A 26,148-nucleotide genomic window follows, 5' to 3' on the forward strand; every position below is an offset into this window, starting at 1 on the left:
CCCACCACCTTGACGTGGTCGCCGTGGGCGACGTCGCTGAAGTCGCTCCAACCCGCACAAATCAATGCGCGCTCGCCCAGCTCGGCGCAGGCGGCGCTGATCATCTCGATGGCGTCGGCCGGTGATTCCACCGGCATGCTGCCGAAGCCGAAACAGATCGGCGGCGTTCCGGCGGCGATCCAGGATGCGACGTCATCGTCCGCCTCAGTCGTCGCCGCCATGGTCAGCGCGCCAACAAAGGGTCGTTGGCCATCCCATTTCGCCCACTCCGTCGCTAGCCCGGGGAAACACGCCTCGTCGTAGGCCTGGATTTCCAGTGATCCACTCTCGGCGATGCGCCGCGCCGATGCGCCCCGGATCTTCGGCAGCCCCAGTTCCCGACGCTGCGCGTCCTCCACCTTCTTGTTGAGGCGCCAGCCGAACCAATCGAACGCGGTCATCGACGCGCGCGCCAGGGGAGGCGGCAGCAGCGGAACGAGCTGGCCGTTGGCCCGCACCGGAACATGGTGCAACGTGGCCAATGGGACGTTCAGATATTCGGCGACGTTGACCACGGCCTCCTGGTAACTCTGGCCCGTGAGCAGCAGGTCTGCCCCCTCGGCCAGCGACGTCAAGGTCTTGCTCATCTGGGTCCAGCACTGGTCGCTGAGGTCCCACATCTCGCGCCAGAGCTCCCGCATCTCGCGCAGCTTCCAGAAGCCCCCGAAGAACGACGTCCAGAAGTTGCGGTACACGTCGAGCCAGGTCTGCGTGTTCAACCCGAAGGCGGCCGTCGGGAGGCCCGCAGCCTCGGTGAAGCCGACCAGGTCGGGCGGGACCGCCATGTGCACCTCGTGCCCCCGGCGCATCAGTTCACGGCCGACTACCAGCGAAGGCTCGATATCGCCTCGCGTTCCATAGCTTGCCAGCACAAACTTCATCTAGGGTTCTAGCCTTCGAGTGGGGCGTAATGGCGCGGTGATCGTGTGCAGAGGACTTGTACCGACGTCACGTCCACCGTGTTGGAATACCGGCGCCGATGATAGCCAAGGCGCCGGCGATGACGGACGTCGTGCAGGCCGTCACTACTTTCGCCACAGGACACCGCATTGGTCGATCGTGACGATCTCCGCGGATATGTTGTGCTTGGCCCGGTAGTCGGCGACGGCTTTGCGGCATCCCTCGAGGTTGTAGTCGTCGATGATGCAGAAGCCGCCCGGTGACAATTTCGGGTACAGCCCGTCGAGCGCTTGGATCGTCGATTCGTAGAGGTCGCCGTCGAGCCTCAATACCGAGATCTGATCGATGGGAGCCTTGTGCAGCGTGTCCTTGAACCAGCCTGGAAGGAAGCGAACCTGGTCGTCCAACAGCCCGTAGCGCTCGAAGTTCGCTTTGACCTCTTCTTGCGACACCGCCAGGACCGGCGCAGCATGATGCAAACCCAGCGTGAACCGGGGCAGCTTGTCCTCTTTGTAGTTCGCGGTGTCCGGGGGCGGGACGCCCTCGAACGAGTCGGCCAGCCACACGTTTCGAGTCTTGTCGCCGTATGCGGCCAGGACCGCGCGCATCAGGATGGAGGCCCCGCCGCGCCACACGCCGCATTCGACCAGATCACCCGGGATGTCCTCCTGCAGCACCGTCTCGACGCAGTGCTGCAGACTCGTGAGTCGCTGCATCCCGATCATCGTCTCCGCGTCGGCCGGCCAGTCCATGCCGAAGTCGCGTGCGTGCTTGTCGAACGGGCGTTTGCGGACCAGCATCAAGTTGCGGTTCTTGAGGAGGGGAAGCCACGTCAACCACCCGACGCTGGCCCGCATTTGCAGCGGCCACCCCACGGGCACTAGCTGGTCCATGCCATACCTGGTGAGATCACGCCGGATCTGGTCCAGATAGAGTGATCGGACGTCGCTTTCGGTCACGGTCAAAACCGTCCCCCTGTGTCTCGGATGCCAGTACTGCCGGTGGTGAGCCTAGACGCCCAATCGACGCCTCATTGCGCGTTTGGATTTTTCTAGAATCTGGTTGCCAGGGCTAGATTATCCACCCTCGCTATCCGATGGCGACGAGGAGGCGGATCGCACGCACTCCCGCAGTCTTCGGGGATTGCCCGGGTCAGGCATGAATGAGTTTCCGCCGCTTGAGGTTCGAGTATCCGCGCGCCCGTTAGTTGCGCCCGGCGTGTTCCGCGTGACGCCCCGATGCGCCGGCGTGGTCGCTTTGCTGGCGGGGCTGCTCGGATTGCTCGTCAATCCATTGCAGTAGCGCATGCAGTCCCTCGTCGAGCGCCCACTTCGGTTGCCAGTCGAGGTCCTTCTTCGCCGGCTCGACATCGCAGCTGGCGGCGCGGATGTCGCCGTCGCGAAACTTCGGTACGACGATCGGTTCGGGGGCGCCGAAGACGGCGGCGATCTTTTGCGCAAGCTCATGAATGCTGGTCGCGACGCCCGACCCGATGTCGAGGCAGCGTGATCCGTCGGCGGGTTGCTGCACCGTCGCGAACACCGCATCGATGACGTCGTCGATGTAGACGAGATCGCGGAGGATCCGCCCATCCTCGTAGACCTCGGACGGTTGCTGTTCGCGCGACAGGCGTGCGAAGAAAGGAACCACCCCGGTGTATGGATTGGTCAGCGACTGACCTGGCCCATAGGCGTTCTGCAAACGCAGCACGCTGAGGTTGGTGTCGTGCGCGGCCGCCCAGGCGGCCAACAAGTGTTCCTGGGCGAGCTTCGTCGCGCCGTAGATGTTGGTGGGACGGGGCTCTGTGAGCCCCGCGCGGCTGGGAAGCGGCACGGCGGGTTCGCCGTTGGGCCCCTGCGGATCCCAGTTCCCCGCGGCCAGCTGCGCGTGGCTGCGGGGCCCCGGGTAGAAGACCTGTGTGCCGGCGCGCCAAGCGCCCTCGCCGTAGACGGCCCTGGACGACGCCACCACCAGCTGCTCGGGAACAATGCCCGCGCGCGTCAGGGCGTCGAGAAGCTGGGTGGTGCCCACCACGTTCACGGCGCCATGCCGCGTCGCCTCGGACAGCGACTGCGCTGTTCCCGTCTCGGCCGCCAGATGAACGACCTGGGTGGGGCGAAACAGCCGGAGCACAGCGTCCCAGTCGGGGGCGTGGGTTACGTCACCGGTGAAGAACCGCACGTCTGGCGGCAGGTCAACCATTGGGCGTTGACCGTGGACCTGAGGCAGCAGCACATCCATGACAGCGACGTCGTGCCCGGCTTCGATGAGTCGGCGTGACAGCCGGCACCCAATGAATCCTGCTCCACCGGTGATGAGCACGGATGTTGACAAGAGCCGATCCCTCCCGTTCGAGCGCAGAAAATCTAACCGAGACGCCTTTGCGGGTGCGGCCCGCGGTTGATCATATCGGTGAACGACCTAGCGTCAGCCCAGTTGAAGGAGATAGCTCGACAACCTGGCGCCGGGACCCGTCAGACGAGGTGGACGTCCGGCGCGTAGAGGATCCACCGTCCACCTTGCTCTTGGAAGGCACGTTCTTTGGCCATGATCTCTTCGGCGTGGTTCCACGCGAACAGCAGCGCGTAGTCGGGATAGGGGTGGGAGAAGACCTCCGGGGGGCACACCGGAATCTGAGAGCCCGGCGTGAGACGCCCCTGCTTCTCGGGGGTCGAATCGCACACCATAGGAAGCAGATCCGGGCCGATGTCGCAATAGTTCATCACCGTCGCGCTCCGTGAGGTGGCCCCGTACCCGACGACACGACGGCCGTCGGAACGCAAGTCGCGCAGGAGTTTGACCAGGTCCGCCCGGATGCGATCGATGTTGGCGGCGAACCGAACGAAAGTCTCTTCCTCGGCGATCCCTTCGGCTTCCTCACGCGCCAGGAACTCCGCCACGGTCGCGGTCGGCGCCGAAGTGCCCGGCCGAGCGACGGTGTAACGGATCGAACCACCGTGTAGCGGCAGGTGTTCGACATCGACGAGATCAAAGCCGAACCGGGCGGCCGTCGCCTGCACCGAGCGGACGGAGAAAAGGTAGATGTGCTCGTCGTAGATCTGATCGAAGTAGACCTGCTTCAGTATGTCGCCGAGATACCTGTCCTCGAATACGAATAGGCCGTCTGGCGAAAGGAGGGTGGCGGCACCTTGGAAGATCGAGTCCAGGTAGGAGATGTGGCTGATCGTGTTCGCCGAATAGATCAGGTGGGCGGGTCCGTGCTCTTCGCGAATCTCGCCGGCCGTCGGCGCGTTGAAGAAATCGGTGCGCACGTTGATGCCTTGTTGCCGGGCCACCTCGCCGGCCCCGGCGGCCGGGTCCACCCCCAAGTGCCGTATTCCCGCTTCGCTCAGGGTCTTCAACATCACCCCGTCGTTACTGCCGATCTCGACGACAAACCTGTCCCCACGACCGGGACAGGCTCGCATGATGTGCCGGGCCACTTCCTCGCCGTGTCTCCGGATGAGCGCGGATCCGGACGCGCGGTAGGGGTAGTCCGCGCGATACATTTCGTTCGGTGGCACCTCGTCGAGCTGCTGCACCATGGTGCAAGACGTGCAGAGTCCGACCGCGAGTTGGAAAAACGGCACTTTGCCGCTCTCTTCGGCCTTGACGAAGGCATTTGAGACGGGCTGACGCCCGAGGTCAAGGACCCGCCGAAGATCACCGCCGCACACACGGCAACTGCGCTCGGACAATACTGCCCCCAATCTCACATCTATCTCACATCGCGACCACCGTGTGATGAGCATAGACCGCAACGGACGCCGTCAATAGGCTCCTGAGTTTCTCGAACATTAATTCGGCGGAGTCCCGTCGTAGGCGGCTTTCACCAGTCGGCAAGCCCATCGGATGCGTCTGCGCAGGTCCGGCCGCTCCGGGCTGGTCATTGCGGCGCCGCGGGTCGGCGACGTCTTGGCCAGCGGCATCCATGCGGCGTCGGCCACCACAACAGAAATGGGCACGCCGAAATGGCTGCAATTGATAGCGCCGGCGTGGCCTTCATCAGAACGACCCGATGACCGCGCGCTATGGATTCAAATTGCGGTCAGCGGGCGGAATGCATAATCAGTTATGGCCCGCCAATGAATACATCAGAACGCGATGGTTGGCGGCGGGGGCCTGCGGTGGGTCCGCAACCCTCATAAAACCGCCCGCGTCGCCATTCGAGGCGTATTCAGGCGCCGGATCGATTGACTCCCCGGCGAGCGGCACCTTCCAGCAGGTCGGCGGCTTTGGCGACGCTGGCGGCGGGTTCGGTCATCCGGGCGGCGAGCTCGCGGGCCCGAACCGCGTACCCGGGGGCAAGGATCTGGCGTAAGTCGGTGACCAGCGACTCCGGGGTGGTGAGTGAAAATTGGCGGGCGGTACCCACTTTGAGTTGTTTCACTTGGTTCCCCCAGTACGGCTGGTCGGCCGAGCTCCACAAGATCAACGTCGGGACGCCGGCGCGCATGCTTGCCGCTGTGGTTCCCGAGCCACCGTGGTGGACGACGGCGCGACAGGCAGGGAAGACCGAAGCGTAGTTGACGACGCCCACCACCTTGACGTGGTCGAACTGGGGGACATCGCTGAAATCGGTTCCGCCGAAACAGATTAATGCCCGCTCACCCAGTTGTGAGCAGGCCTTCGCGATCATTTCGACCGTCTCGGTCGGCGACTCGACCGGTATGCTGCCCGAGCCGAAGCAGATCGGCGGTGGACCCGCGGCGATCCACGAGGCGACATCCTCATCGGCGTCGGTCCTCAGCTCCATCGTCAACGCACCGACAAAGGGCCGCCTATCGCCCCATTTCGCCCACTCGGCCGCCAGGCCGGGAAAGCACGCCTCGTCGTACGCCTGGATTTCCAGCGAACCGCGCTGGCCGATCCGGCGCGGCGATCGACGCTTGGCCTTGGGCAGCTGCAATTCCCGGCGCTGCGCGTTCTCCGTCTTCTTCGTCGAGCGCCAGAACAGCCACTCGACCGCCGTCATCGTCGTGCGGACGACCGGCGCGGGGGCGCTCGGGACGAGCTGGCCGTTGGCCCGCATCGGAAAATGATGCAGCGTGGCCAGCGGAATGTCGTAATACTCCGCCACGTTGGCGGCGGCCTGCTCGAAATTCAAGCCGGTGGACAGCAGGTCCGCTCCATCGGCCACCGACATGAGCGTCCTGCTCACGTCGTTCCAATAGCGGATGATCGGCTCCCACACCCTGCGGACCACCTTTACCGGGCCGCGGATCGTCCAGGCGCTGCGAAAGAAATCTCTCCACATGTTGCGAAGAAACTCCTCGTTGAGGAAGTCCTGCACCTGCGGCCCATAGGGCACCGCCGCCAGCCCGGCCGACTCGGCGAAGCTCACCAGCTCGGGTGGCACGGCGATGCGGACATCATGCCCCCTGCGTATGAGTTCGCGCCCGACAGCGACGGAAGGCTCGACGTCGCCGCGAGTTCCGTAACTGGCCAGGGCAAATTTCATCAGGGCTCCTAGCCTTACAGTTACCGTGGGTCGGCGGGTTCACGGGTATCGGTCATCGGTCATTATTGCGCTTCGTTATTTGTCGGCTGGACGATCGGTGTTGGCTTTCCAGCGCGCCGGGTGTCGGCGCGGCCGGTGTTCGCCCCATGCCCGCGGACAACGTTGGCGATGCTGCTCTTCGCCCCGGCGGCGGGTCCAATCAACCGCCACCCGCGCAAATCCGCCCCTGCTAATTAGTAGTCGAAACGCCTCGGCGGGCGAATTCGACCAGAAGGTCGGCGGTGGCGGCAGTGCTTTCGGCGGGCTTGGTCATCCGGGTGGCGATATCCCGGGCCCGTGCGGCATATACGGGGGCAAGGATTTTGCGCAGGTCTGTCACGAGCGATTCGCGGGTAGTAGCCGAAAAGCGGCGGGCGGTGCCCACTTTCAGTCGTTTGACCTGAGCCGCCCAGATCCTTTGATCGCCCATGCTCCAGAGGCTCAACGTGGGGACTCCGGCGCGCAGGCCCGCGGCCGTGGTACCCGCGCCACTATGGTGGACGACCGCGCGGCAGGCGGGAAAGACCACCGCGTAATTCACCGCGCCCACCACCTTGACGTGGTCGAAATGCGGCACGTCGCTGTAGTCACTCGAACCGGAGCAAATCAATGCCCGTTCACCTAACTGCCCGCAGGCCGCGCTGATCATTTCGACCGTGGCGGCGGGAGATTGGACCGTCGTGCTGCCGAAGCCGAAGCAAATCGGCGGTGTTCCCTCGGCAATCCACGACGCGACCTGGTCATCGGCATCGGTCTCCAGCTCGATTGTCAGCGTGCCAACGAAGGGCCGTTGGTCGGCCCATTTAGCCCATTCGGCTGCCAGCCCTGGAAAGCAGACTTCGTCGTAGGCCTGGATTTCCAGAGCTCCGCGCTCGGCGATCCGTTGCGGCACGGGACATGTTGCCTTCGGTAGGCCCAGTTCACGGCGTTGCGCGTCCTCGGCTCTCTTCGTCACGAGCCACTGCAGCTTGTCCAGCATAGTCATTGTGAAGCGGACCAACGGTGATGGCAGGGTCGGGAAGAGCTGGCCGTTGGGCCGCATCGGAAAGAAGTGCAGCGTGGCTAACGGAATGTTGTGATACTCCGCGACGTTGGCGGGGATCCCCGGAAAACCCGGGCCGGTTAACAGCAGGTCGGCCCCCTCCGCCAGCTCTGTCAGCGTAGTGCTCATTTCCGCCCACGCCTGCACAAGGAGCCCCTGAGCTTCGCGCCACATCCTGATCAGATCGTGGATCTTCCAGAACTTGCGGAGGAAATCCACGTCCCAATACCCCTCCTCCTGATCCGGCCCGTAGACGACCGCCTCAAGCCCCGCGGCCTCGACCAAGCCAACCAGGTTGGGCGGGACGGCCATGCGCACTTCATGCCCGCGGCGCAGCAGTTCGCGGCCGACAGCGGTACAAGGTTCGATGTCCCCGCGGCTTCCGTAGCTTGCCAGCGCAAATTTCACGACAGATCCTGCCTTTCGTTTGTGAGCGCGTAGGCGACGCCAGAGGTCATTATCTCTGGTCCTGCGGCTGCCGGCTGGGCGTTCGCCGCTGGGTCCGGCTGTATGTTTCCGCGATCCTCTGCCGTGGTGTCGCCTGGAAGGCGGCCGTGGCCTGTTCGCCGATGTGCATGCTTGGCGAGGGGAAGGTTGTGCTCGGGGAGGAATCCGTAGCGATACGCTCGGCCGGCGGCCAAGTCTGACTGCTCCCAGTCATACGACGTGGGCCAGGCGCTGGGCATTGCGTTGCAAGCTAATTCGAGTCCACTGGCACGCGCCCGAGCGGGCTGCCGAGGCATACGCCAGGGTGTTGTCGGCTGTGCCGCTTCCTCGCGGCCATGGTTCCCTCCAGTTCCATGTCACAGCGGGTGCGGTCCCAACTCTCAGCCGCCGCCCCGGACCAACAATCCGGGGTCCGGCCACTGGCCGCGCCCCGTCTTCCTCCTGAATGAAACCTTGAGGACAGAAACGTATCTGTTCAAGGCATACAACAGGCCCTTCGAACGAGCAGCATGCAGCCGTGCCTCGAGCTGGTCGTTGTCAAAGCTCGCCAGCAGGATCGCCGGATGGGTGAGGGGCAGGCTCAAGTCCTCGGCGCGCAGCGAAGCTTGCAGAGAATAGACCCTGTCCCACTTCGTGTGCGTCGCCTCTGCGTGGAAGCCGATATTCTGGACCAAGTTTCGGGCAGGATGGGCGCAGAGGCCTGAGTTCGCCCATATGCTGTAGAACCACTGGTAGGCCCAAGTGTCAATCTTCCCGTCGTAAACGTGCTGCAGGGTCGACTCTCGGTAATAACGCTCGACGAGGGTAGGGAAGTACTGGTCGAAGATCTTTCTGTCTCTTATTTCTGGCCAGTGCGTCATGTTGAGGTCATACTTCGCCCAGGCTCGCCTCCAGGTAGCCCAGCCCCAGACGTGCGGATACCTTGAGAAGTAGTAGCTATCGCCTGTCTCGGCGTGCCCGAAAAGATGATTGCGCCCGGTAACCATCATGACTCGCTCGTCGCCCTCATAGCGATCGAGAAGGTCGGCGCAGTAGGGGAAGAAGGAGTCAGACGGCAAGCAGTCGTCCTCGAGAATGATTGCTTTATCGACGAACTCAAACGCCCATGTTATGCCGGAGGATATGCGAAGCCGGCACCCTAGGTTCGTCTCTGAAAAGTTCCTGTGGATTCTGCAGTCCCAATCCACTTCGTCGATGATCGCGCGCGTCGCCGCGCACTTCTCGGCCTCCCCGGGTCGGTTGGCGCGGGGGCCGTCCGCGATCACCAGAAGCTTCTTTGGCTTCGCGGCCCTGATCTTCTCGAAGACGCGCCTGGTGGTGTCGGGCCGGTTGAAGATGATGAAGATGACCGGAACGGAATCCGCTTCGTTAATCACTTTACGCAGTCAACCACTATGGACATTGGCCTGAAGGGGTGGGACACCCTGTCGTCGTTGTCCGGGGTTCTCTTCACAAAACCTTTCGAATAGTCAATGTACTTCGTATGGGGAGTACCATTCTCATCGTAGTAATGAAGGAATTCAACGGAAGAGAATTTTGTATCCTTAAGTAGCCGGGATACATTCTCAAATTTCGGAAACCAAACATGGCCGCCCCGCACGACCTTCTTCTTGCCAAAAATTGCGGGCCGTCGTTTATATGCGCCTCCTCCGAATGGATCGAACAGGATGTTGCCCATTGCGTCCTTGACCGACCTATCGTACAGAACATCGCAGCGGTAATCAGGAAGCGATAATCTGAAGAGTCCGCCTTTCTTAAGAATCCTATATATCTCAGAAATCGTGTCAGGTAGTTTGCTATATTCAATATGTTCGAAAACATCTTCGGACTGATAAGTATCGACGAATTCGTCCGGTATCGGCAGCGGCTTCGAAACATCGTGGCGAATGTGCCACTTGCCTTCTTGGGTCAGGGATAGGCCCACTTGTTGCCTGGCGCGGTACTCAGGCATGTCCGGCAGATCGCCGGCATACAAGTTGACAACCGAAAGCGACGATAGTTCGCTGAACTTCATGTGCTGATTCCCTTAAATCCGACCCATGCCGTAGTACTCGAAACCCTCGTCCCGCGTGCGTTCGGGGTCGTAGATGTTCCGGCCATCGAACACGACGTAGCCGCGCATGGCCGACTTGACGCGCTGCCACGACGGCCGCTGGAACTGTTTCCACTCTGTGAGCAGGAGCAGCGCATCAGCGCCCTCGACGGCGTCGTACATGTTTCCGGCGTACTCGATGGACTCCCCGAGCACCTTTTGCGCCTTTTCGGTTCCCTCGGGATCAAAGGCTCGGACTAGCGCCCCGAGCTCGACCAGCTTTTTCGCGATGATTAAGGACGGAGCCTCCCGCACGTCGTCGGTCCTTGGCTTGAAGCTCAGGCCCCAGAGCGCGAAGCGCAGGCCTTGCAGACTCTTCGTTGGAGACCCGCCCCCGAAACGGGTGACGACCTTCGATACGAGGGCAGACTTCTGTTCGCTGTTGACCTGCTCGACCGCATGCAGCAGACGCATGTCCGCCCCCAGACCGTCGCCGGTATGCAGAAGAGCTTGAACGTCTTTCGGCAAGCAAGAGCCGCCATAGCCGATCCCGGGGAATAGGAAATGATAGCCAATGCGCTTATCAGCCCCGATGGCCTCCCGCACCGCCGAGATGTCGGCGCCGGCCTTCTCGCATAGGTTCGAGATCTCGTTGATGAAGGAAATCTTGGTCGCGAGAAAGGAGTTCGCCGCGTACTTCGCCATCTCGGCACTCCTGATGTCGATGACGATCAGGGGCTGAAAGGTGCGCAGGAACGGCTCGTAGAGTTCCCGCATGATCTCGACGGCGCGCTTCGAGTCGCCGCCGATCACCACGCGGTCGGGCTGCATGAAGTCGGCGATCGCTTTGCCCTGCTTCAAAAATTCGGGATTGGACACCACGTCGAACTCGTGATTGGTCTTCTGGCGAATGATCGCTCGGACTTCGTCGGCAGTGCCGACAGGAACGGTGGACTTATTGACGACGACCTTGTAGCGGTCCATATAGGACCCGACGGTGTCGGCCGCGGAATAGACGTGGGTGAGGTCGGCCGCGCCGTTCGGACCCATCGGCGTGGGCACGGCGATGAAGATCACGTCTCCGTGCTCCACTCCGCGCCGTATGTCGGTAGTGAAGTCGATGAGCCCGTTCTCCCGGTCCGTTTCGATCAGCTCAGCCAGGCGAGGCTCGTAAATCGGGACTTCTCCCGCGAGCAGCCGGTCTATCTTGGCCTGATCGATATCGACGCAGATGACCTCGTTGCCGCTGTCAGCTAGACAGGCACCCGTGACGAGGCCGACGTAGCCGGATCCGATCACCGTAATCTTCAAGCTGACCTCTTCATCTCCCGGTCGATCGCTGGCCCCCAGTCTCCGACGTCCTCAAGGTTCCTCCACGATCCGTCTATGCCTTCATAAACCATTCCATGTCGCATTTTCATGTGTTCGCGCCGAATCGGGCTCACACCCGACCGCGTCATGCTTCCGCTTTCGCGGCGGTCTCTCAAGTAACGGTTCCGGCGTAGGCCCTTGCATTTGGGCGTGGCGCTGTGTGTCTCGCGCGGGGGCGCCTGCATCTTCGCTGGAACGGTGGTCAACCAGCTTGGGTCTGGGAAGCGACTTGGACACCGGTCGACCCGGCCGGCCCGACCTCCGCGAGATATAGCCCACGCACCGGCGGGCCAAGCTGCTTCACGGGACGGCTTCATGGAAATGGCGTGGCCCTGGTAGGCGCTACGGCGAGTAAACGAGGGCTCCTCGTTGTTCATCTCTCCGTCCCGGAGGCCCGTTGTGGGCGATGAGTTAGACATCAAGGCTGTTCCTTGGGAAAGGAGCAGTGGTTTCGGCCTGTGACTCTTGCGGCGTCGAATGGTGGCCGCTTCACGCTACTTTGCATCGCTGTTGCTTGGGCTGCAAAAGCCGAAAGTGACGCGGCCGGCGCGTCTGGCGGCGTGGGTTGTAGCCTTTGCCACATGGTGCCCCTGCCCCGGACTGCTGCCTCGAAAGCCCGGAATGAGCGAGTTTGATGTGCCACGAGGTGAGGCATCGCCGGGGCCGCTGACCCGGTTCATTCACGACCAGCGGGTGGCGTTCGTGGTAGTCGGAGCAATCAACGCCATCGTTGGGTTCGGGATCTTCGTCGCGTGCTCTGAGACCATAGGCCATTTTGTCGATCACAGGTTCGGCAAGGTCGCTGGGTCGCTGGTGAGCCTAGGCGTTATGTACGTGCTGAGCATCCTATTCGCATTCGTAATGCATCGGCGATTCGTGTTTCGGGTTCGAGGCCACGTGCTACGCGACCTCCTGCGGTATTGGAGCGTCTACCTCACCACGCTGGGCATCAACGCCGTCCTGTTGCCTGTGTTCGTTGAACTGGGTCTGCCCCGCATCGAGGCGCAGGCGATCATTGTGGTCCTTACCGCGCTGATGAGCTATTTTGGCCACCGGCACTTCTCTTTTCGGCGCGGAGCGGCCGATGCTCAGGACGAAACATCGCGCACGTAGCGCACGTCGCCGATCACGAGTCTCTACTGCTCGATAGCGCGTAGCCCCAAACGGCAGTCAACTCCGTCTCTGCCGACCCTCGGCGTAAACGGTTTGCGCCGCATGCCATCTGCCATCAGAATTGGATGTTCGGCCGCTGGCAAAGGCGGCGCAGCGGTACCAACGCGCACACAATCCGACAGATGAAGCATGGCGTTTTGACGGGCAGTGTTGGTGCCGGGTGGCTGAGGTGTCCTCACGAATCTCACAATTGGCATGAGGTACTCAGTTGGCCATCGGTACAGTTGCTTCACTGGACCCGTTGGGGAGGCAACGCGTGACTGGCGAACGTCAATTGACTCGTGTGGACTCGGTCAGCGTTGTGATACCGGTCTTCAACGGAGCCATGACCTTGCCGGGTGTAGTGAAGGAGCTTGGGCAGCTCTATTCGATCCAGAAAACTCGTGACGGGCATCGGTTCCGCATCGACGAGGTGCTCCTTGTGTGGGACCGGGGCACTCGCGGAAGCGAAGAAGTCGTGCGTGAGCTGGCTGCACGCGACGAACGCATCCGCCCGGTATGGCTGTCGCGCAACTTCGGACAGCATGCGGCGACACTCGCGGGCATGACGTCGTCGGGCGGGGACTGGATCGTCACGATGGACGAGGATGGACAGCACGATCCGGCCTATATCGGCGACCTACTCGACAAGGCATACCGGGATCGTGCCCAACTTGTGTATGCCTCGCCGAGGAACCGGCCGCCGCACGGTGCCTTTCGCAATTTGGCGTCTTGGCTAACTAAGTGGCTCTTCCTCCATGTCTTAGTGTCATCCGAAGGGGTAAAAGCTTTCAGCAGTTATCGACTGATCCTCGGCGAGGCTGGACGAAGTGTTGCGGCCTATGCGGGCGCGGGGGTGTTTCTGGACGTCGCTCTGTCTTGGGTCGTCGCCAGCCCCTCGACCTGTCCGGTGTTTATGCGCCAAGAAGGACGACCCGCCAGCGCATACACATTCCGGCGTTTGGTCTCGCACTTCTGGCGTCTCGTCATCTCTTCGGGAACCCGGCCGTTGCGGTTCGTCTCCATGATGGGGATTCTGTTCGCCCTGGTCGGTTTCGGAGTGGCGATATACAGTGCGGTGCAGAGAGCGGTCGGAGGCATCACCGTCCAGGGGTGGACGTCGGTGTTCGTAGCCGTGCTCGTCCTCGGCGGAGCCGTCTTGTTCGCGCTGGGGATCATCGCGGAATACATCGCCGCTTCGGCCAGCATGGCGATGGGTAAGCCTGTGTACGTCATTGTGCGGGACCCTGGTGACATCTTCGAAAACTCCCCGGAGTGATGCCGGGTGCTTACCTGGATCGTGGGTCGCGGCGGACTGCTCGGCAGCGCCGTTTCGCGGGCGATGGGCCGGAAGTTCATGGAACTTCCGGTGCCGTGGGAGAATCACGATGCGGCCACCGGGGTGCTCGACTCCGATCTCGAGCGATTCACCCGGGCGGCCGGAAGGGGCGATTGGTCGGTTATTTGGGCCGCCGGCAGCGGTGTCATGGGTTCCACTGCCGACAAACTTGCCGCGGAGACGCGGATCATGGCTCACCTCATCACGAGGATGCGAGACCTGCGGCCGACTGGTCCAGGTGCGTTCTTCCTCTCGTCGTCTGCAGGCGGTATCTATGCCGGCTCGACTGGTCCACCGTTCAGTGAGTCGACGACACCACGGCCCCTGAGCCCGTACGGGGAGACGAAACTCGCTCAGGAGGAAATCTTGCGGATGACGCTTGACGGTTGCGTCCCGCTTGTCATCGGACGGTTTTCAAATCTCGCCGGCCCTGGTCAGAATCTTGTGAAACAGCAGGGCCTAATCAGTCAGCTGTGCCGAGCCTCAGTCACCCGACAACCGTTGAACGTGTTCGTGCCCATGGAGACACTTCGCGACTACTTGTACGTCGATGATGCTGCTGCGATGGTTCGTATTCTGGTCGAGAATGCCGTGCAAGAGCAGCCATCGATGCCGGTGCTGCGCAATGTCTCATCTCAACGGCCCGTGTCGGTCTGCACCGTCCTCCGGACGGTGCAGCAGGTTGCCCACCGCACGGTTCGTATCGCGCTCGGGACTAGCCCGTCGTCTCGTTATCAGGTTCGGGACCTGCGGCTTTGCACACAGTTCCCGCGTGATTTCCGCGGCATGCCGATCACACCGTTCCCGGTAACAGTCAAGCGCGTTTATGACGATGTAGTGCGGCAACACGTAGTAGGTCGAACCAAAGTAGTCAACTCCTGAATGCTCGTATCTTCGTCTTAACCAACTTGGTTCGTAGGCGAAAGCCGCGCATGCAGTACGAATTCCGGAGGGCAAAGTGGGTCGCCCGGGCCACAACCGGCTCGACGTGACCCGGCGCGACCTCAAGTTTGTCACTCACGACTTCGTGCGCACCAAATGTTGCCGCCGTGCGTTGCTGCGCAGTGAACGAGCGGATTACCCGTAGAGGAAGACAGTGACAGACTACGCTGCAACTTATGCTCCATAGGCGGTAGAGTCCACTAGCGCCCGTCTGAAACCCAATTAGCGCTTGTTACGGGGCGGTTTTCGCGTATGCGTTTCTCTCGACACGGCGCGTGTAGTCTTGCTGCAACGGCGAACGAAGCGGATACATTAACCGGGCAACACCGTCATCCTGGCGCAAACACGAAAGAAGGCGGAAGGATAGAAGGAAATCCTTCTCGATGGCCCGATGCTAGACTCTCGTCGCGTGACCATCCTTCCCTTGGTTCGCCGCGGGGTTCACGCCCTTGCAGTCCAACCGCGCGCATTCGACTTCCTCAGATGGATTCTTGAGGCGGGGTACCGGCGCGAGAAGGAAGTTCTCCGCCGAGAGGGCATCGTTGGGGCAGCCTCGATCCTCGACTTAGGTTGCGGCACCGGCGTGATGGCTAGCTCATTCCGCCCCGAGGGCTACGTCGGCGTGGATATGAACCCTCGTTACATTGCGCGCGCACGCGCAACGAAGAGTCAATATCGGTTCGAGGTTGCGGACGGACGATCCTTGCCTTTCGCGGATGGCTCGTTCGATGCTGTGCTGATTAGCGGAGTGATTCACCACCTCGACGATGATTCCGCGCGAGGTCTGCTACAGGAGAGCCGCCGCATTCTTGCGCCTGGAAGCGGCGTGTTCGTGATGAGCGAACCCGTCCCGACGCGAAACCGATGGAACCTCGTCGGGCGCGTCATTGTCCGGCTCGATGAAGGAGATTTTATTCGTCCCCCTGAGCGCTACCTCGCGATGAGCTGTGAAGTATTCGGCGCTCCATTCGTCCGCAACTATCCGATCTCAAGTGGGGTTTCGGACCGCTTGGTAATTGTGGCCCGCACTGCGAGTTGACGCAGGGCCTTGAGACTGGAGTGAGTGAAGTGCGCTGGTTCTTTCTGCGAGTGCACAGAGCGGACTATTGCACCGGGCATCTCCTCGTCTGAGGCCACGGTAGCCCGATCGTCGTCAAAGCTGTAAGAGCGCGCTCTTCTTGCGTACAGACGATTTTCGCCGTAACGGCGCTGTCTATGCAGAAGCGGTGCCGCGGACACGGGTTCTGAGGATGAGGATTAGCGCAACGATCCCTGTCTGTCTTGGCAGCTTGCCTAGTTCGGCATCTATCGGACGAAGGCTAGGAGCACTACGCCGATCCTTGCGGCGATTCTGGCAGCAGCTCAGGAGCATTGGGGGAAGCGTTGGCCGCAGTGTCTGGGGGACCTTCGCGATCAGGCCCTTCCTCAACGCCAGCTAACGAAACCGGTCTCCGCGCGTAGGAGACAAGGATCACCGCGCACGCGATTAGCCAGAGAAGTGGTGCCAGAAACACCGTGGTGCCGACAACCCCTCGGGTACCCATTTGACCGCGAATATCAGTGTGGTCGATCGGGCCCGGCAGGGCGATCTGGGCGATGGTGAGGGCCACGGCCACAGTTACGCAAATGCCGACCGCGCGACGTCGCTGGCCCTGAGTTACGAGTTCCTCGAATATCCCCGCACCCGGACGCCCGTCGGGGTCTCGTACAACGAGCGCGGCGACTGGCAGGACGAATACCAGGTAGTAGAACATGCTCAAAGGAGGGAAGAACGTGGCGGTGGCAAGAAGCACGATGCCCGCCATGACGGGCGAGATGCGCCGCCCCAGAGCCAGTACGGAAATGACGACGAGGATTAGGATGGCGTATCCGAAGAGGGAGCGCGGACCAGCAAGGAAGTCGTCCGACATTTTGCCCGCTTGAAACAGGTGGACGTAATCCGGGATCAAGAGGAGCGCACGGCCGAAGGACACGTTCCGCAGATCGGTGAGGTACAAACCGCTCGTAGCAAAGAGATTGTGGATCGACTGAGCGATCGTCTGCGGAAAGTCCTGTGGCCATAGCAGATACGCTGCGAAGTTGGAGATCGCGATCCCGCCGACTGCGATACCCCCCCACCGCCACTGCCGGGCCGCAAACAACACGATAGCCAGCACAGCGAACTGTGGTTTGACTAGCGCCGCGAGCACCACCATGAGCGTGACGAGGCCCCACCGCCGTCGGCACAGCGCCACCAAGAAAACCAGCGCGACTGGTACCACGAATCCCACCGAGTTACCTCGGTCGATCACCACCCACGCCGGGATAGCTGCCGCGCTCAACGCTACAAAGACCACCACCTGCTCAAGACCGCGTGTACCGCGTGCCGCCCATACAGCCGGAGAAACGACGGCGATCGTGAGCGCGACCTGATAGCCGATCAGCCCCAGGAAGGGGACGCCCAGCAACTTCGCGGGTAACCCAAACAACAATTGCGGCAGTAAGCCAGCCGCAGGATACGGGATTCTCAAAGGCGCGTGTGGCGGAAACATCGGATAGGGCTGCCAGGGGTTAGGCCGCGTCCCGGCGCCCACTACCATTGCGTAGTCGCTGAAGCAGTGCCGACCGACGTTCGTGCCCCAGTTGCCGTAGCAATCTTCGGGAAAGAACACGAGCGAGGTAACTATGTCGACCGCGAAGTACTGGGCGAGCACATAACCCAGCGCTGCGGATCCTGCGGTCAAGAGCAAGACGGTGCCGAGGAGGAAGGTGCGCTCCGACTGCTTGGTGACCTCCGACAACCGCTTCCGGACCAGCACGGCGGCCCCTTGCGGTACATTGAGAGGACGATTCATCTGTGTTCTCCTCGTTCTTGTTCGAAACGGTCGCGGGAGCAGGGCGCATCGTCCACCCACATGGGGCCCCAACAAGGGGCTCTAGCAGCCTGGTAGTTGGGGCTACAACACAAGGCCGGTGGCCACGCGCCATGTCAGCGGATTGAGTTTCGCGCAGAGGCCTCTCAAACACAAGGAATTCCGTTAGATGTCATTATCGCCGGGTGCCCTGCGTTGCGCTCGTTATATGTTTCGTGGCGTAATGGCGAACCTGCCGCACAGTGGTTACTTGACCTCAACACCTACTATTGAGCGATGGCGTCTTCCCCGCGTAGCACATAACGAGGCGTGGCGCCGGCGCGATGCGGTCTGGGACATGCGGCGATGATCGGATACAAGCGAAAATAGGGATCCAGTGAAACGAGCGCTCATTACCGGCATCACCGGACAGGACGGCTCCTATCTCGCCGAGCTGCTGCTGCGCAAGGGGTACGAGGTCCACGGGCTCATCCGCCGAGCGTCGACTTTCAACACGTCGCGGATCGATCACCTCTACGTCGATCCACACCAACCGGACGCGCGACTGTTCCTGCACTACGGTGATCTGACCGACGGCACGCGGTTGGTTACCTTGCTGAGCACTATCGCTCCCGACGAGGTGTACAACCTTGCGGCGCAGTCGCATGTGCGTGTCAGCTTCGACGAACCCGTTCATACCGGCGACACCACGGGGATGGGATCGGTCCGGCTGCTCGAAGCCGTTCGACTTGCCCGGGTCGAGTGCCGCTTCTATCAGGCTTCCTCCTCGGAGATGTTCGGCGCCTCACCGCCGCCACAAAGCGAGCGGACGCCGTTTTATCCGCGGTCCCCGTATGGGGCGGCAAAGGTCTACTCGTACTGGGTCACGCGCAACTATCGCGAAGCCTATGGGCTGTTCGCGGTTAACGGCATCTTGTTCAATCACGAATCCCCAAGGCGCGGTGAGACATTCGTGACCCGGAAGATCACGAGAGCCGTCGCGCGAATCAAGGCCGGGATCCAGTCAGACGTCTACATGGGTAACCTCGATGCCGTCCGCGACTGGGGTTACGCGCCGGAGTATGTCGAGGGTATGTGGCGGATGTTGCAGGCCGACGAGCCGAACGATTTTGTTCTGGCGACGGGGCGTGGTTACAGCGTGCGTGAATTCGCTCAAACGGCGTTCGATCATGCTGGCCTCGACTGGCAAAAACATGTGAAGTTCGACGAGCGCTATCTGCGGCCAACGGAAGTGGATTCGCTGATCGGCGATGCGACGAAAGCCGCTGAATTATTGGGGTGGAAGGCGTCTGTACACACCGGCGAGTTGGCGCGAATCATGGTGGACGCAGACACCGCGGCGTTGGAGTGCGACGGCAAGCCATGGATTGACAAGCCGACGCTGCCAGGTTGGAGCTGAACAGGCGATGGACGCTTCGATCGGGAACCTTGATCGCGCATCGCCCGTCTATATCGCCGGACACCGCGGGCTGGTCGGGTCTGCCCTGCTACGCAGGTTTCAGGCGGAGGGGTTCACCAATCTCCTTGTGCGGTCACACGATGAGCTCGACCTGACGGATCGCGCGGCGACTTTCGACTTCGTTGTGCGGACAAGGCCGTCGGTGATCATCGATGCTGCGGCGCGGGTCGGGGGCATCATGGCGAACAATACCTACCCAGCCGATTTCCTGTCCGAAAACCTGCAGATCCAGGTCAACCTGCTCGATGCTGCCGTGGCCGCGCGGGTGCCGCGGCTGCTGTTTTTGGGCTCCTCGTGCATATACCCGAAATTTGCCCCGCAACCCATCCGGGAGAGCGCACTGCTCACCGGGCCCTTGGAGCCCACCAACGACGCATACGCAATCGCCAAGATCGCTGGCATCCTTCAGGTCCAGGCGGTCAGGCGTCAATATGGGCTGGCGTGGATCTCCGCGATGCCGACCAATCTCTATGGTCCCGGTGACAACTTTTCCCCTTCGAGTTCACATCTGCTGCCGGCGCTCATTCGCCGGTATGAGGAGGCCAAAGCGAGCGGCGCCGGCGAGGTGACAAACTGGGGGACCGGAACTCCGCGGCGCGAGTTGCTGCATGTCGATGATTTGTCGAGCGCGTGCCTATACCTACTCGAACACTTCGACGGCACGAATCACGTCAACGTCGGCACCGGCGTCGACCACACCATCAGCGAGATCGCCGAGATGGTCGCCGCCGCCGTGGGATACTCCGGCGAAACTCGCTGGGATGCAACGAAACCTGACGGAACACCGCGCAAATTGTTGGATGTCTCGGTCTTGCGGGCGGCTGGATGGGCACCCCAGGTTGCACTGCGGGATGGCATCGGGGCAACCGTGGCTTGGTATCGCGCGAACGCTGGCGCGACGAGAAAATAAACGAGCTTGGCGACGGCCCGTCCGGCGACGCCGAGCAGCTCAGACTAACGGCGGCAACCGGGGGAGGAGAGACACGCCGACAGTGGGCGGTAGTCGTGCGGCCGATCCACCATATGAAGCACTTGCTGGAACTGCCACGCCCGGCCGGTTACTGTCACGGTATGTCGAGGATCACCCGCAACTTGATCGACGTCGCGTTAAACGCGGGCCGCAATAAGAAATCCCTAGAGCCCACACGTCTGGCCGCTGCATACGGCTGGTTCCATGGCGAGAACCTGGTCTCCCCGCCCGCGATCGCGAAGCAACGCCACCTACTTAACACCTTCAAGTCGCGCGGGCACCGCATCTTCGTCGAGGCCGGAACCTACAAGGGTGAGACGACCGCGTTCCTGGTGCCGTACGCGGATCAAGTGATCTCGGTCGAGTTGCACGATGGTCTCTTCGCGGCAGCCAAACAACGCTTTGCGAAGTACCCCAACGTCAGCCTCATCCACGGCGACTCACTTGTCGAGATCCCAAAGGTTGTGGCGAACTGTTCCAGTCCGCCTCTTGTGTTCCTTGACGGGCACTTCTCCGGTGAGGGCACGGCTACGGGAGAGGAGATGGAACCAGCGGAGTCGACGCTCCGGCGGCTTGCTGACGTGGCCCCTGCTGGCACTACGATCGTGATCGACGACCTGCGACTCTTCGGTTCCGGGCTCGCGGGATTCCCGCAGCTCGATGCCATAACCACCGCGGCGCGCGCGGCTTTCCCAACCGCAATCATCCGTGCTGGCCTGGACTCAATTGTCATCGAAGTTCTCGGAAAAGATGGGAAATAGGTGCTCCGCCGGGCGCGTCCGTCCGGGCCAGGCGTGCCAGACGCGACGATAACGTTGCGCCAACTACTGCCCGGCGCGAGTGCGCATGTTAATGTGACACCGTGAATTTGTTCCGTCGGGGGGGGTTGATTGCGCGTAACACCACCTTCGAAATATTACGTCCTTATTCTGAGAAAGGCGCGAAGCGGCAATTTGTAAAGCAACTTGAGTCACGTGGGGTAGACGTCGTTCTTGATGTTGGGGCCAATTCTGGCCAATACGCCACTGACCTCCGGATGGCGGATTATAGAGGCCGAATCATCTCATTCGAACCTTTATCGGGACCGTTTTTTCGGCTAGAACGCGACGCATTGAAGGACCCACTTTGGGACTGCCGGCGGTGCGCGCTGGGGGACGTTGACGGCGCTGTCTCTATAAATGTCGCCGGCAACGCCGGCGCAAGTAGCTCCATCTTGCCGATGTTGAAACACCATCAGGATGCTTTTCCGCCAGCAAATTATGTCGGAACAGAAGAGGTGCCGATACACCGGCTTGACTCAGTGGCGACCGAATTGCTAGGCCCCGCGGACACGGCTTTCCTGAAGATCGATGTACAAGGATTCGAGAAGCAAGTCATCGCCGGTGCTAAACAGACGGTGAGTGACCGTTGCGTCGGCATGCAACTCGAACTGTCGTTCCTGCCTTTGTACGAAGGGGGTATGCTCATTCGTGAAGCGCTCGAACTTGTGTATTCCTTGGGCTTCACATTGACGGGATTGTTACCCGGTTTCGCCGATCCTCGAGATGGCCGAATGCTGCAAGCTGACGGCATCTTCTTTCGTGAAGTAGATTAGAAACGAACCGCAGTCGGCTGGCAGTTACTCGCTCAAGCTCCGCCGTGCCCGAAGTTTCGATACTTGAGTGAAAACGTATTCTAGCAAGCGAAGGTAGTACTCCCAGGAACGCAGGTAGGCGCGCGAGATTCGCCGTCCTCCCATGGGATAGCGGTCGTGTAAGTCCCACATGCGTCGCAGATCACGAAAGACGTCGCTTGGGTGCCGGTTGGTGCCAATGCCGGTGGTGTCGAAATCGCATAACACACGCCGGATCGTGATTGGGGCCCGCAGCAAAGCAGCCCGCAAAATAAATTCTTGGTCAGCGGCGACCCCAAAATCGAGGTCGTAGCCACCCAGTTTGTTCACGAGCGAGGACCCAAAAAATGATGCTTGGTGCGGAACCACCTGCCATCCGGCGAGGAATTTGCGGATACTGAAGGGGATCGGGCCACGGACGCGTCCGAGACCGATGAGGTTATCCATGCCGAAGCCCCACGTTTCGCTGGCCGGTCCATAGCCCGAGATCGCCTTCACGGCCTGAGCCACTGCGTCAGGATCGGAAAAACGATCGCCAGAGTGCATGAACCACAACAGATCGCCGGACGCGTGGGTGATGCCCTGGTTCATCGCGTCATACCTTCCGCCGTCGGGCTCGGACTGCCAGTACGCCAATCCCGGCTCACACTTCGACAGATATGCCGCTACGTCGTCACCCGACCCACCGTCGATCACGATGTGCTCGATCCGACCGCCGTAGCGTTGGGCGCGCACACTATCCACCGTCCGTTTGAGCCCGTCTAAATCGCGGAAGGAGATTGTTATCACCGAGACGGTCGGAGCTGACATCAACAACTTCCCCCTAACATCAGGCGTTTGGGGCCGGACGGCCAGACGTCGGCAAGTCCCCGTCGGCTGGGCGCAACGGCACCCAGCCTGCGCCTCAAAGTCGTGAGGCGCTCCTTGGGCGTCGCCCAGTGGTGTTGCAGCGCAAGCATTGCGAACCGCGGATGTTGCGCGATGGTGTTCTCGAGTACGGCGCGACTTTCGGGACCCGGGACCTTGGCGATCTGATGGAGGATCCAGTCGGCCATCACGGCAATGAGTTCCTGGCGCAACGGGTCCCCCGGGAACAGGTCGAACATGGCGTCGAACGTCGCCGCATGACCGGGACCTTGCGTCAACCAAAACTTTGGCGGATCCACAACCTGGTTGTGCCACATGCCTTCTGCGTGCCGGCGGTAAACGGCCATCGTTTCCGGCAGCATAGCTATGTCGCCATGGGCCGCGTGCCGGACGTGTAGGTACCAGTCGAGCGGCATGACGTCGGCGGGGATGTCGTCGTAGCGCTGGAGGCGGCGGTAGACGACGGAGTTGGTCTGGATGAAGTTCATCAAAATCAGGGCGTCGACGGTCAAGTTGCCTCGCAAGTACACCGGGGGGAACTTCGAGTCTTTGGCGTAACCGTCATCCCAGATCACCCTGACTGGGTGAAAGCACACCGTCGTCCCGGGGTATCGGTCGAGTAATGCAACTTGTTTGCTCAACTTGAGCGGGTCGATCCAGAAGTCGTCTCCCTCGCACAGGGCGACATACTCGCCCCGAGCAAGCGCGAGGGCGCCCACCAGGTTCCTGTTGAGACCGAGGTTCATGGGTCGGAAGACTGGCCGGAACAGATGCGGGTAGCGCTCGGCGTACTCGTGAATGATCACCGGGGTCGCATCGGTCGACGCATCATCGGCGACGATGATCTCCATCGGGAAATCGGTCCGCTGGGCGACGAAGCTGTCGAATGCTTCTCGGACGTATGCTTCCTGGTTGTGGGTGGTCGTTACGATGCTCACCTTGGGTGAGTTCGCCGCCGTCTGCTCGGTCATTGCGGGAACCCTGTTCGGTGCGTAGCGGCGCCGAGGCGGGTGTCGTGATGCATAGCGATATCGGTGGGCCTCACGCGTTGGATTCGGCCGCGAAACGATAGCCGCGCAGGGCCATCGGAACGAACACCCCGAGCAGCACGACCATCCAGAGGAGAGTCATTGCCAGAGGCCGGAGGAGCGGGCCGTCGTGGGACAGTCCCCACATCGCTTCTATCGGCGGCGACATCGGTTGCAGGCGGACCAGCGGGCGAAGCCATTCCGGAAACAGCCCGATCGGGGTGGTGCCTGGATTGAAGAATGCCAACGAAACGGTACCGGCCGCCAACCACGTCATGACGGTGCGGCCATTTGCGCGGATGGCCAACGCCATCACCAAAGCCGTGAATCCGATCACCACGATTAGCGGTATTAGGACGTAGAGCAGTGCTGTGGCCCAGCCGTGTGTGAAACGTAGCCCTAGCGCCATTCCCAGCACCGTAATCAGCGCCGTCCCAATGAGTGCCCGCGCGACCTCGGCGGTCAGCCGTCCAGTGAGCATACTTACGCGGTGTACCGGTAGCACCCACATGCGGCTGAGTAGCCCCGACTCACGCTCCAGCTGGATGCCGATCGAGGTGCTGAAGGCCCCGAAAAGCGCGGATAGCACGGCGCACACCGGGACCAAGCCGTAAATGCTCTCGACGCCGGTGACCTGATGTACCCGCTCGCCAAGCACCACCCTATAGGTGAGGAGAAGGCAGATCGGGAGTAATAACGAACCCGCCAGTACCGCCCGGTCCCGGCGCCACCGGGTCAGGAGCCGACCTGCCTGCACCCAGCTCTCGGTCAACAACGAGCCCTGAATATCGGGCTGCGCTCTCACTAAGCCCGCCTCTGCATCCGCAGCGTGATGGCACCAAAGACGAAGGTCATCCCCACACACCAAGCGAGGCTAGTCGCTAAGTTGCCAGCCCTAACCTGGCCAGTAGCCAAGTTGCGCAGCGTTTCGGCGACCTGCGACACCGGTTGGTCTCGAACGAACGGGCGCAACCAGTCGGGAAACGTCGACTCCGGGGCGATCCCAGTGGACAGCATGAACAGCATCAGCTGTGGGACGAACAGGAGTTGGGTAGCACCCTGGATACTTTTTGCACTTGAGCCCATCGCATCGGCCCCCAGCGCCACCGCCAGGCACAATAGCAACGCGATAAGCACAAAGGCGAGCGCATAGCCTGGTCCACCGGTAATCCGGAAGCCGAACGCATAGCCGGCGACCATCGCCACCGAGAGGGCGAGGGCCGCACGCATCAAGGTGGCCACCATACGGGCGCTCACTGGGACTACTGCAGCGATCGGCAGAGTCGCCAAACGCTCACCCAGCGCGGTCAGGCGGTCGCGTGCCGCGCGATCGGCGGTGAGCAGTGCCACGAAAATCACCGACTGGGCGACGACCCCTGGCACCAGGTACTGGGAATAACTCATGCGTTGCGTTTCGACCAGGCCGTGCAGCGCCGCTGTGAAGCCGGCCAAATACGCGACGGGCGAAAGTATCTCGAAGATCAACCCACCGTCGCGCGCAGACGACATCAGCGAGCGCTCGGTAAGGGCGGCCAGGGCATTCATGATTGGGCGACGCGCCGTTCGGTGAGGTGAAGAAACGCTTCGTCTAGCGAGGGTTTGCGTAGCGAGATGTCGGCGAGCTCGATGCCGAGCGCATCGACCCGGCGGAATACCTCAGTCAGCGTGGCGACCCCGTCCGGGGCGAATAGCGAAACCGAGTTGGTATCGGCGTCAACGTCCATCCCATCGTGCCCGGCAAGTGCCGTTGCGACCAGAGGCAAGTCGTGAGGATTCGCCGGCGTCACCTGGCAATAGCTGGCGCCTACCCTGCGCTTGAGGTCTTCTGCTGTTCCGCTCGCGATGACCTGTCCATGGTCGATGACAACGATCGAATCGCTCAGCACGTCAGCCTCTTCCAAGTATTGCGTCGTGAGCAACACGGTCATGCCATGCAGAGCCAACGAGCTCACCAGTGTCCACACCGCCCGGCGGCTACGCGGGTCTAGTCCCGTGGTCGGCTCGTCGAGAATCAGCACCTTCGGCGGCACCATTAGGGCACTGGCGAGGTGGACGCGCCGCCACATGCCTCCGGAATACGTGGATACCCGCCGGTCGGCGGCAGGGACGAGATCGAACTGATCGACCAGCTCATCCGCGCGAGCCTTCGCCTCCCGGCGACGTTGGCCCCGCAGTCGCCCGAATAGCACTAGGTTTTCGCGGCCGGTAAGCAATGGGTCCAGCGCGGTGGACTGCCCGGCCATCCCAATGCTCGCACGCACCTGGGCGGCTTCGCGGATGATGTCGTATCCGGCGACGGTGGCACGGCCCGAACTCGGGCGGATCAGCGTGGACAAGATGTTTATGGTGGTCGTCTTGCCGGCGCCATTGTGGCCCAGCACGCCGCACACCGTGCCCTCCTGAACCGAGAAGCTCACGCCACACAGCGCAGGCGTGTCTCTGCCGAATGTCTTTGTGAGGCCGTCAACCTCGATCGCCAGTGGGCTCACAGTAGCGAGTATTCCATGGTGGTTACCTGCATGTTGGCCATATTCGTAGGGAGGACGACACTATCCGAGACATACTGACCTTCTCCGCTGTTGCGGTTAGACCGATG

The 26,148-nt window shown here is 61.7% G+C and carries 24 protein-coding genes; 8 read left to right on the forward strand and 16 right to left on the reverse strand.

Annotated elements, in window-relative coordinates:
- The 10 genes from A9X05_RS01700 to A9X05_RS01735 all read right to left on the reverse strand — a co-directional run.
- Positions 1 to 920: glycosyltransferase (locus A9X05_RS01700; RefSeq protein ID WP_067778803.1), on the reverse strand; the 920-nt coding region annotated here is incomplete at its 3' end.
- A 144-nt stretch (positions 921 to 1,064) separates the two neighbouring features.
- Positions 1,065 to 1,898 (reverse strand): TylF/MycF/NovP-related O-methyltransferase, encoded by an 834-nt coding sequence (locus A9X05_RS01705; protein WP_067778740.1) that lies wholly within the window; start codon positions 1,896 to 1,898, stop codon positions 1,065 to 1,067.
- Positions 1,899 to 2,142: 244 nt separating this feature from the next.
- A complete protein-coding gene (locus A9X05_RS01710; RefSeq protein WP_067778743.1) occupies positions 2,143 to 3,261 on the reverse strand; it encodes an NAD(P)-dependent oxidoreductase in 1,119 nt (372 codons plus the stop codon).
- A gap of 152 nt (positions 3,262 to 3,413) precedes the next feature.
- On the reverse strand, positions 3,414 to 4,691 hold the full coding sequence (locus tag A9X05_RS01715) for a class I SAM-dependent methyltransferase (RefSeq protein WP_082970838.1): 1,278 nt from the start codon (positions 4,689 to 4,691) through the stop codon (positions 3,414 to 3,416).
- Positions 4,692 to 4,736: 45 nt separating this feature from the next.
- Positions 4,737 to 4,904, reverse strand: a complete 168-nt coding sequence (locus A9X05_RS30295; RefSeq protein WP_156736199.1) for a hypothetical protein — start codon at positions 4,902 to 4,904, stop codon at positions 4,737 to 4,739.
- A gap of 212 nt (positions 4,905 to 5,116) precedes the next feature.
- On the reverse strand, positions 5,117 to 6,400 hold the full coding sequence (locus A9X05_RS01720; protein WP_067778749.1) for a glycosyltransferase: 1,284 nt from the start codon (positions 6,398 to 6,400) through the stop codon (positions 5,117 to 5,119).
- A gap of 229 nt (positions 6,401 to 6,629) precedes the next feature.
- Entirely contained in the window at positions 6,630 to 7,889 is a 1,260-nt protein-coding gene (locus A9X05_RS01725) for a glycosyltransferase (protein WP_067778753.1), read from the reverse strand.
- A 419-nt stretch (positions 7,890 to 8,308) separates the two neighbouring features.
- On the reverse strand, positions 8,309 to 9,304 hold the full coding sequence (locus A9X05_RS01730; RefSeq protein ID WP_231978218.1) for a methyltransferase type 11: 996 nt from the start codon (positions 9,302 to 9,304) through the stop codon (positions 8,309 to 8,311).
- Positions 9,301 to 9,942 carry a methyltransferase domain-containing protein gene (locus A9X05_RS29125; protein ID WP_082970839.1) on the reverse strand — a complete coding sequence of 214 codons (642 nt, stop codon included), beginning with the start codon at positions 9,940 to 9,942 and terminating at the stop codon, positions 9,301 to 9,303. Before A9X05_RS29125 ends, A9X05_RS01730 begins: the two co-directional genes overlap by 4 nt.
- Positions 9,943 to 9,954: 12 nt before the next feature.
- The gene (locus A9X05_RS01735) at positions 9,955 to 11,271 is read right to left on the reverse strand and encodes a UDP-glucose/GDP-mannose dehydrogenase family protein (protein ID WP_067778756.1); all 1,317 of its coding nucleotides are present in this window, start codon (positions 11,269 to 11,271) and stop codon (positions 9,955 to 9,957) included.
- Between the two features lie 681 nt (positions 11,272 to 11,952).
- Here A9X05_RS01735 and A9X05_RS01740 point away from each other — a divergent pair.
- From A9X05_RS01740 to A9X05_RS01755, 4 genes are all read left to right on the forward strand, one after another.
- Entirely contained in the window at positions 11,953 to 12,444 is a 492-nt protein-coding gene (locus tag A9X05_RS01740; protein ID WP_067778759.1) for a GtrA family protein, read from the forward strand.
- 316 nt (positions 12,445 to 12,760) lie between these two features.
- Positions 12,761 to 13,762, forward strand: coding sequence for a glycosyltransferase (locus A9X05_RS01745; protein ID WP_231978219.1), 1,002 nt, complete (start codon positions 12,761 to 12,763; stop codon positions 13,760 to 13,762).
- A gap of 6 nt (positions 13,763 to 13,768) precedes the next feature.
- On the forward strand, positions 13,769 to 14,704 hold the full coding sequence (locus A9X05_RS01750; protein ID WP_067778762.1) for an NAD-dependent epimerase/dehydratase family protein: 936 nt from the start codon (positions 13,769 to 13,771) through the stop codon (positions 14,702 to 14,704).
- Between the two features lie 469 nt (positions 14,705 to 15,173).
- A complete protein-coding gene (locus A9X05_RS01755; RefSeq protein WP_067778765.1) occupies positions 15,174 to 15,803 on the forward strand; it encodes a class I SAM-dependent methyltransferase in 630 nt (209 codons plus the stop codon).
- Positions 15,804 to 16,092: 289 nt separating this feature from the next.
- Here A9X05_RS01755 and A9X05_RS01760 read toward each other — a convergent pair whose 3' ends face one another.
- Positions 16,093 to 17,598 (reverse strand): glycosyltransferase family 87 protein, encoded by a 1,506-nt coding sequence (locus A9X05_RS01760; RefSeq protein ID WP_067778768.1) that lies wholly within the window; start codon positions 17,596 to 17,598, stop codon positions 16,093 to 16,095.
- 394 nt (positions 17,599 to 17,992) lie between these two features.
- Between A9X05_RS01760 and gmd the strand changes: the two genes are divergently transcribed.
- The 4 genes from gmd (at position 17,993) to A9X05_RS01780 (ending at position 21,639) form a co-directional block, all read left to right on the forward strand.
- Positions 17,993 to 19,015 carry a GDP-mannose 4,6-dehydratase gene (gmd, locus tag A9X05_RS01765; RefSeq protein WP_067778771.1) on the forward strand — a complete coding sequence of 341 codons (1,023 nt, stop codon included), beginning with the start codon at positions 17,993 to 17,995 and terminating at the stop codon, positions 19,013 to 19,015.
- A gap of 7 nt (positions 19,016 to 19,022) precedes the next feature.
- Positions 19,023 to 19,985 (forward strand): GDP-L-fucose synthase, encoded by a 963-nt coding sequence (locus A9X05_RS01770; RefSeq protein WP_067778774.1) that lies wholly within the window; start codon positions 19,023 to 19,025, stop codon positions 19,983 to 19,985.
- Positions 19,986 to 20,146: 161 nt separating this feature from the next.
- Positions 20,147 to 20,806 carry a hypothetical protein gene (locus A9X05_RS01775; RefSeq protein ID WP_067778777.1) on the forward strand — a complete coding sequence of 220 codons (660 nt, stop codon included), beginning with the start codon at positions 20,147 to 20,149 and terminating at the stop codon, positions 20,804 to 20,806.
- A gap of 101 nt (positions 20,807 to 20,907) precedes the next feature.
- The gene (locus A9X05_RS01780) at positions 20,908 to 21,639 is read left to right on the forward strand and encodes an FkbM family methyltransferase (RefSeq protein WP_067778779.1); all 732 of its coding nucleotides are present in this window, start codon (positions 20,908 to 20,910) and stop codon (positions 21,637 to 21,639) included.
- A gap of 24 nt (positions 21,640 to 21,663) precedes the next feature.
- Here the strand turns inward: A9X05_RS01780 and A9X05_RS01785 are convergent, their stop codons facing one another.
- The 5 genes from A9X05_RS01785 to A9X05_RS01805 form a co-directional block, all read right to left on the reverse strand.
- Positions 21,664 to 22,470, reverse strand: a complete 807-nt coding sequence (locus tag A9X05_RS01785; RefSeq protein ID WP_067778782.1) for a glycosyltransferase family 2 protein — start codon at positions 22,468 to 22,470, stop codon at positions 21,664 to 21,666.
- On the reverse strand, positions 22,467 to 23,495 hold the full coding sequence (locus A9X05_RS01790) for a glycosyltransferase (protein ID WP_067778785.1): 1,029 nt from the start codon (positions 23,493 to 23,495) through the stop codon (positions 22,467 to 22,469). Before A9X05_RS01790 ends, A9X05_RS01785 begins: the two co-directional genes overlap by 4 nt.
- 70 nt (positions 23,496 to 23,565) lie before the next feature.
- Positions 23,566 to 24,357, reverse strand: coding sequence for an ABC transporter permease (locus tag A9X05_RS01795; RefSeq protein ID WP_231978221.1), 792 nt, complete (start codon positions 24,355 to 24,357; stop codon positions 23,566 to 23,568).
- Entirely contained in the window at positions 24,357 to 25,097 is a 741-nt protein-coding gene (locus tag A9X05_RS01800; protein ID WP_067778788.1) for an ABC transporter permease, read from the reverse strand. The genes A9X05_RS01795 and A9X05_RS01800 overlap by 1 nt, the downstream gene beginning before the upstream one ends.
- On the reverse strand, positions 25,094 to 26,041 hold the full coding sequence (locus tag A9X05_RS01805; RefSeq protein WP_067778791.1) for a daunorubicin/doxorubicin resistance ABC transporter ATP-binding protein DrrA: 948 nt from the start codon (positions 26,039 to 26,041) through the stop codon (positions 25,094 to 25,096). Before A9X05_RS01805 ends, A9X05_RS01800 begins: the two co-directional genes overlap by 4 nt.
- Positions 26,042 to 26,148: the final 107 nt, after the last annotated feature.

Source organism: Mycobacterium sp. E3298 (assembly GCF_001666895.1).
Taxonomy (GTDB): Bacteria; Actinomycetota; Actinomycetes; order Mycobacteriales; family Mycobacteriaceae; genus Mycobacterium.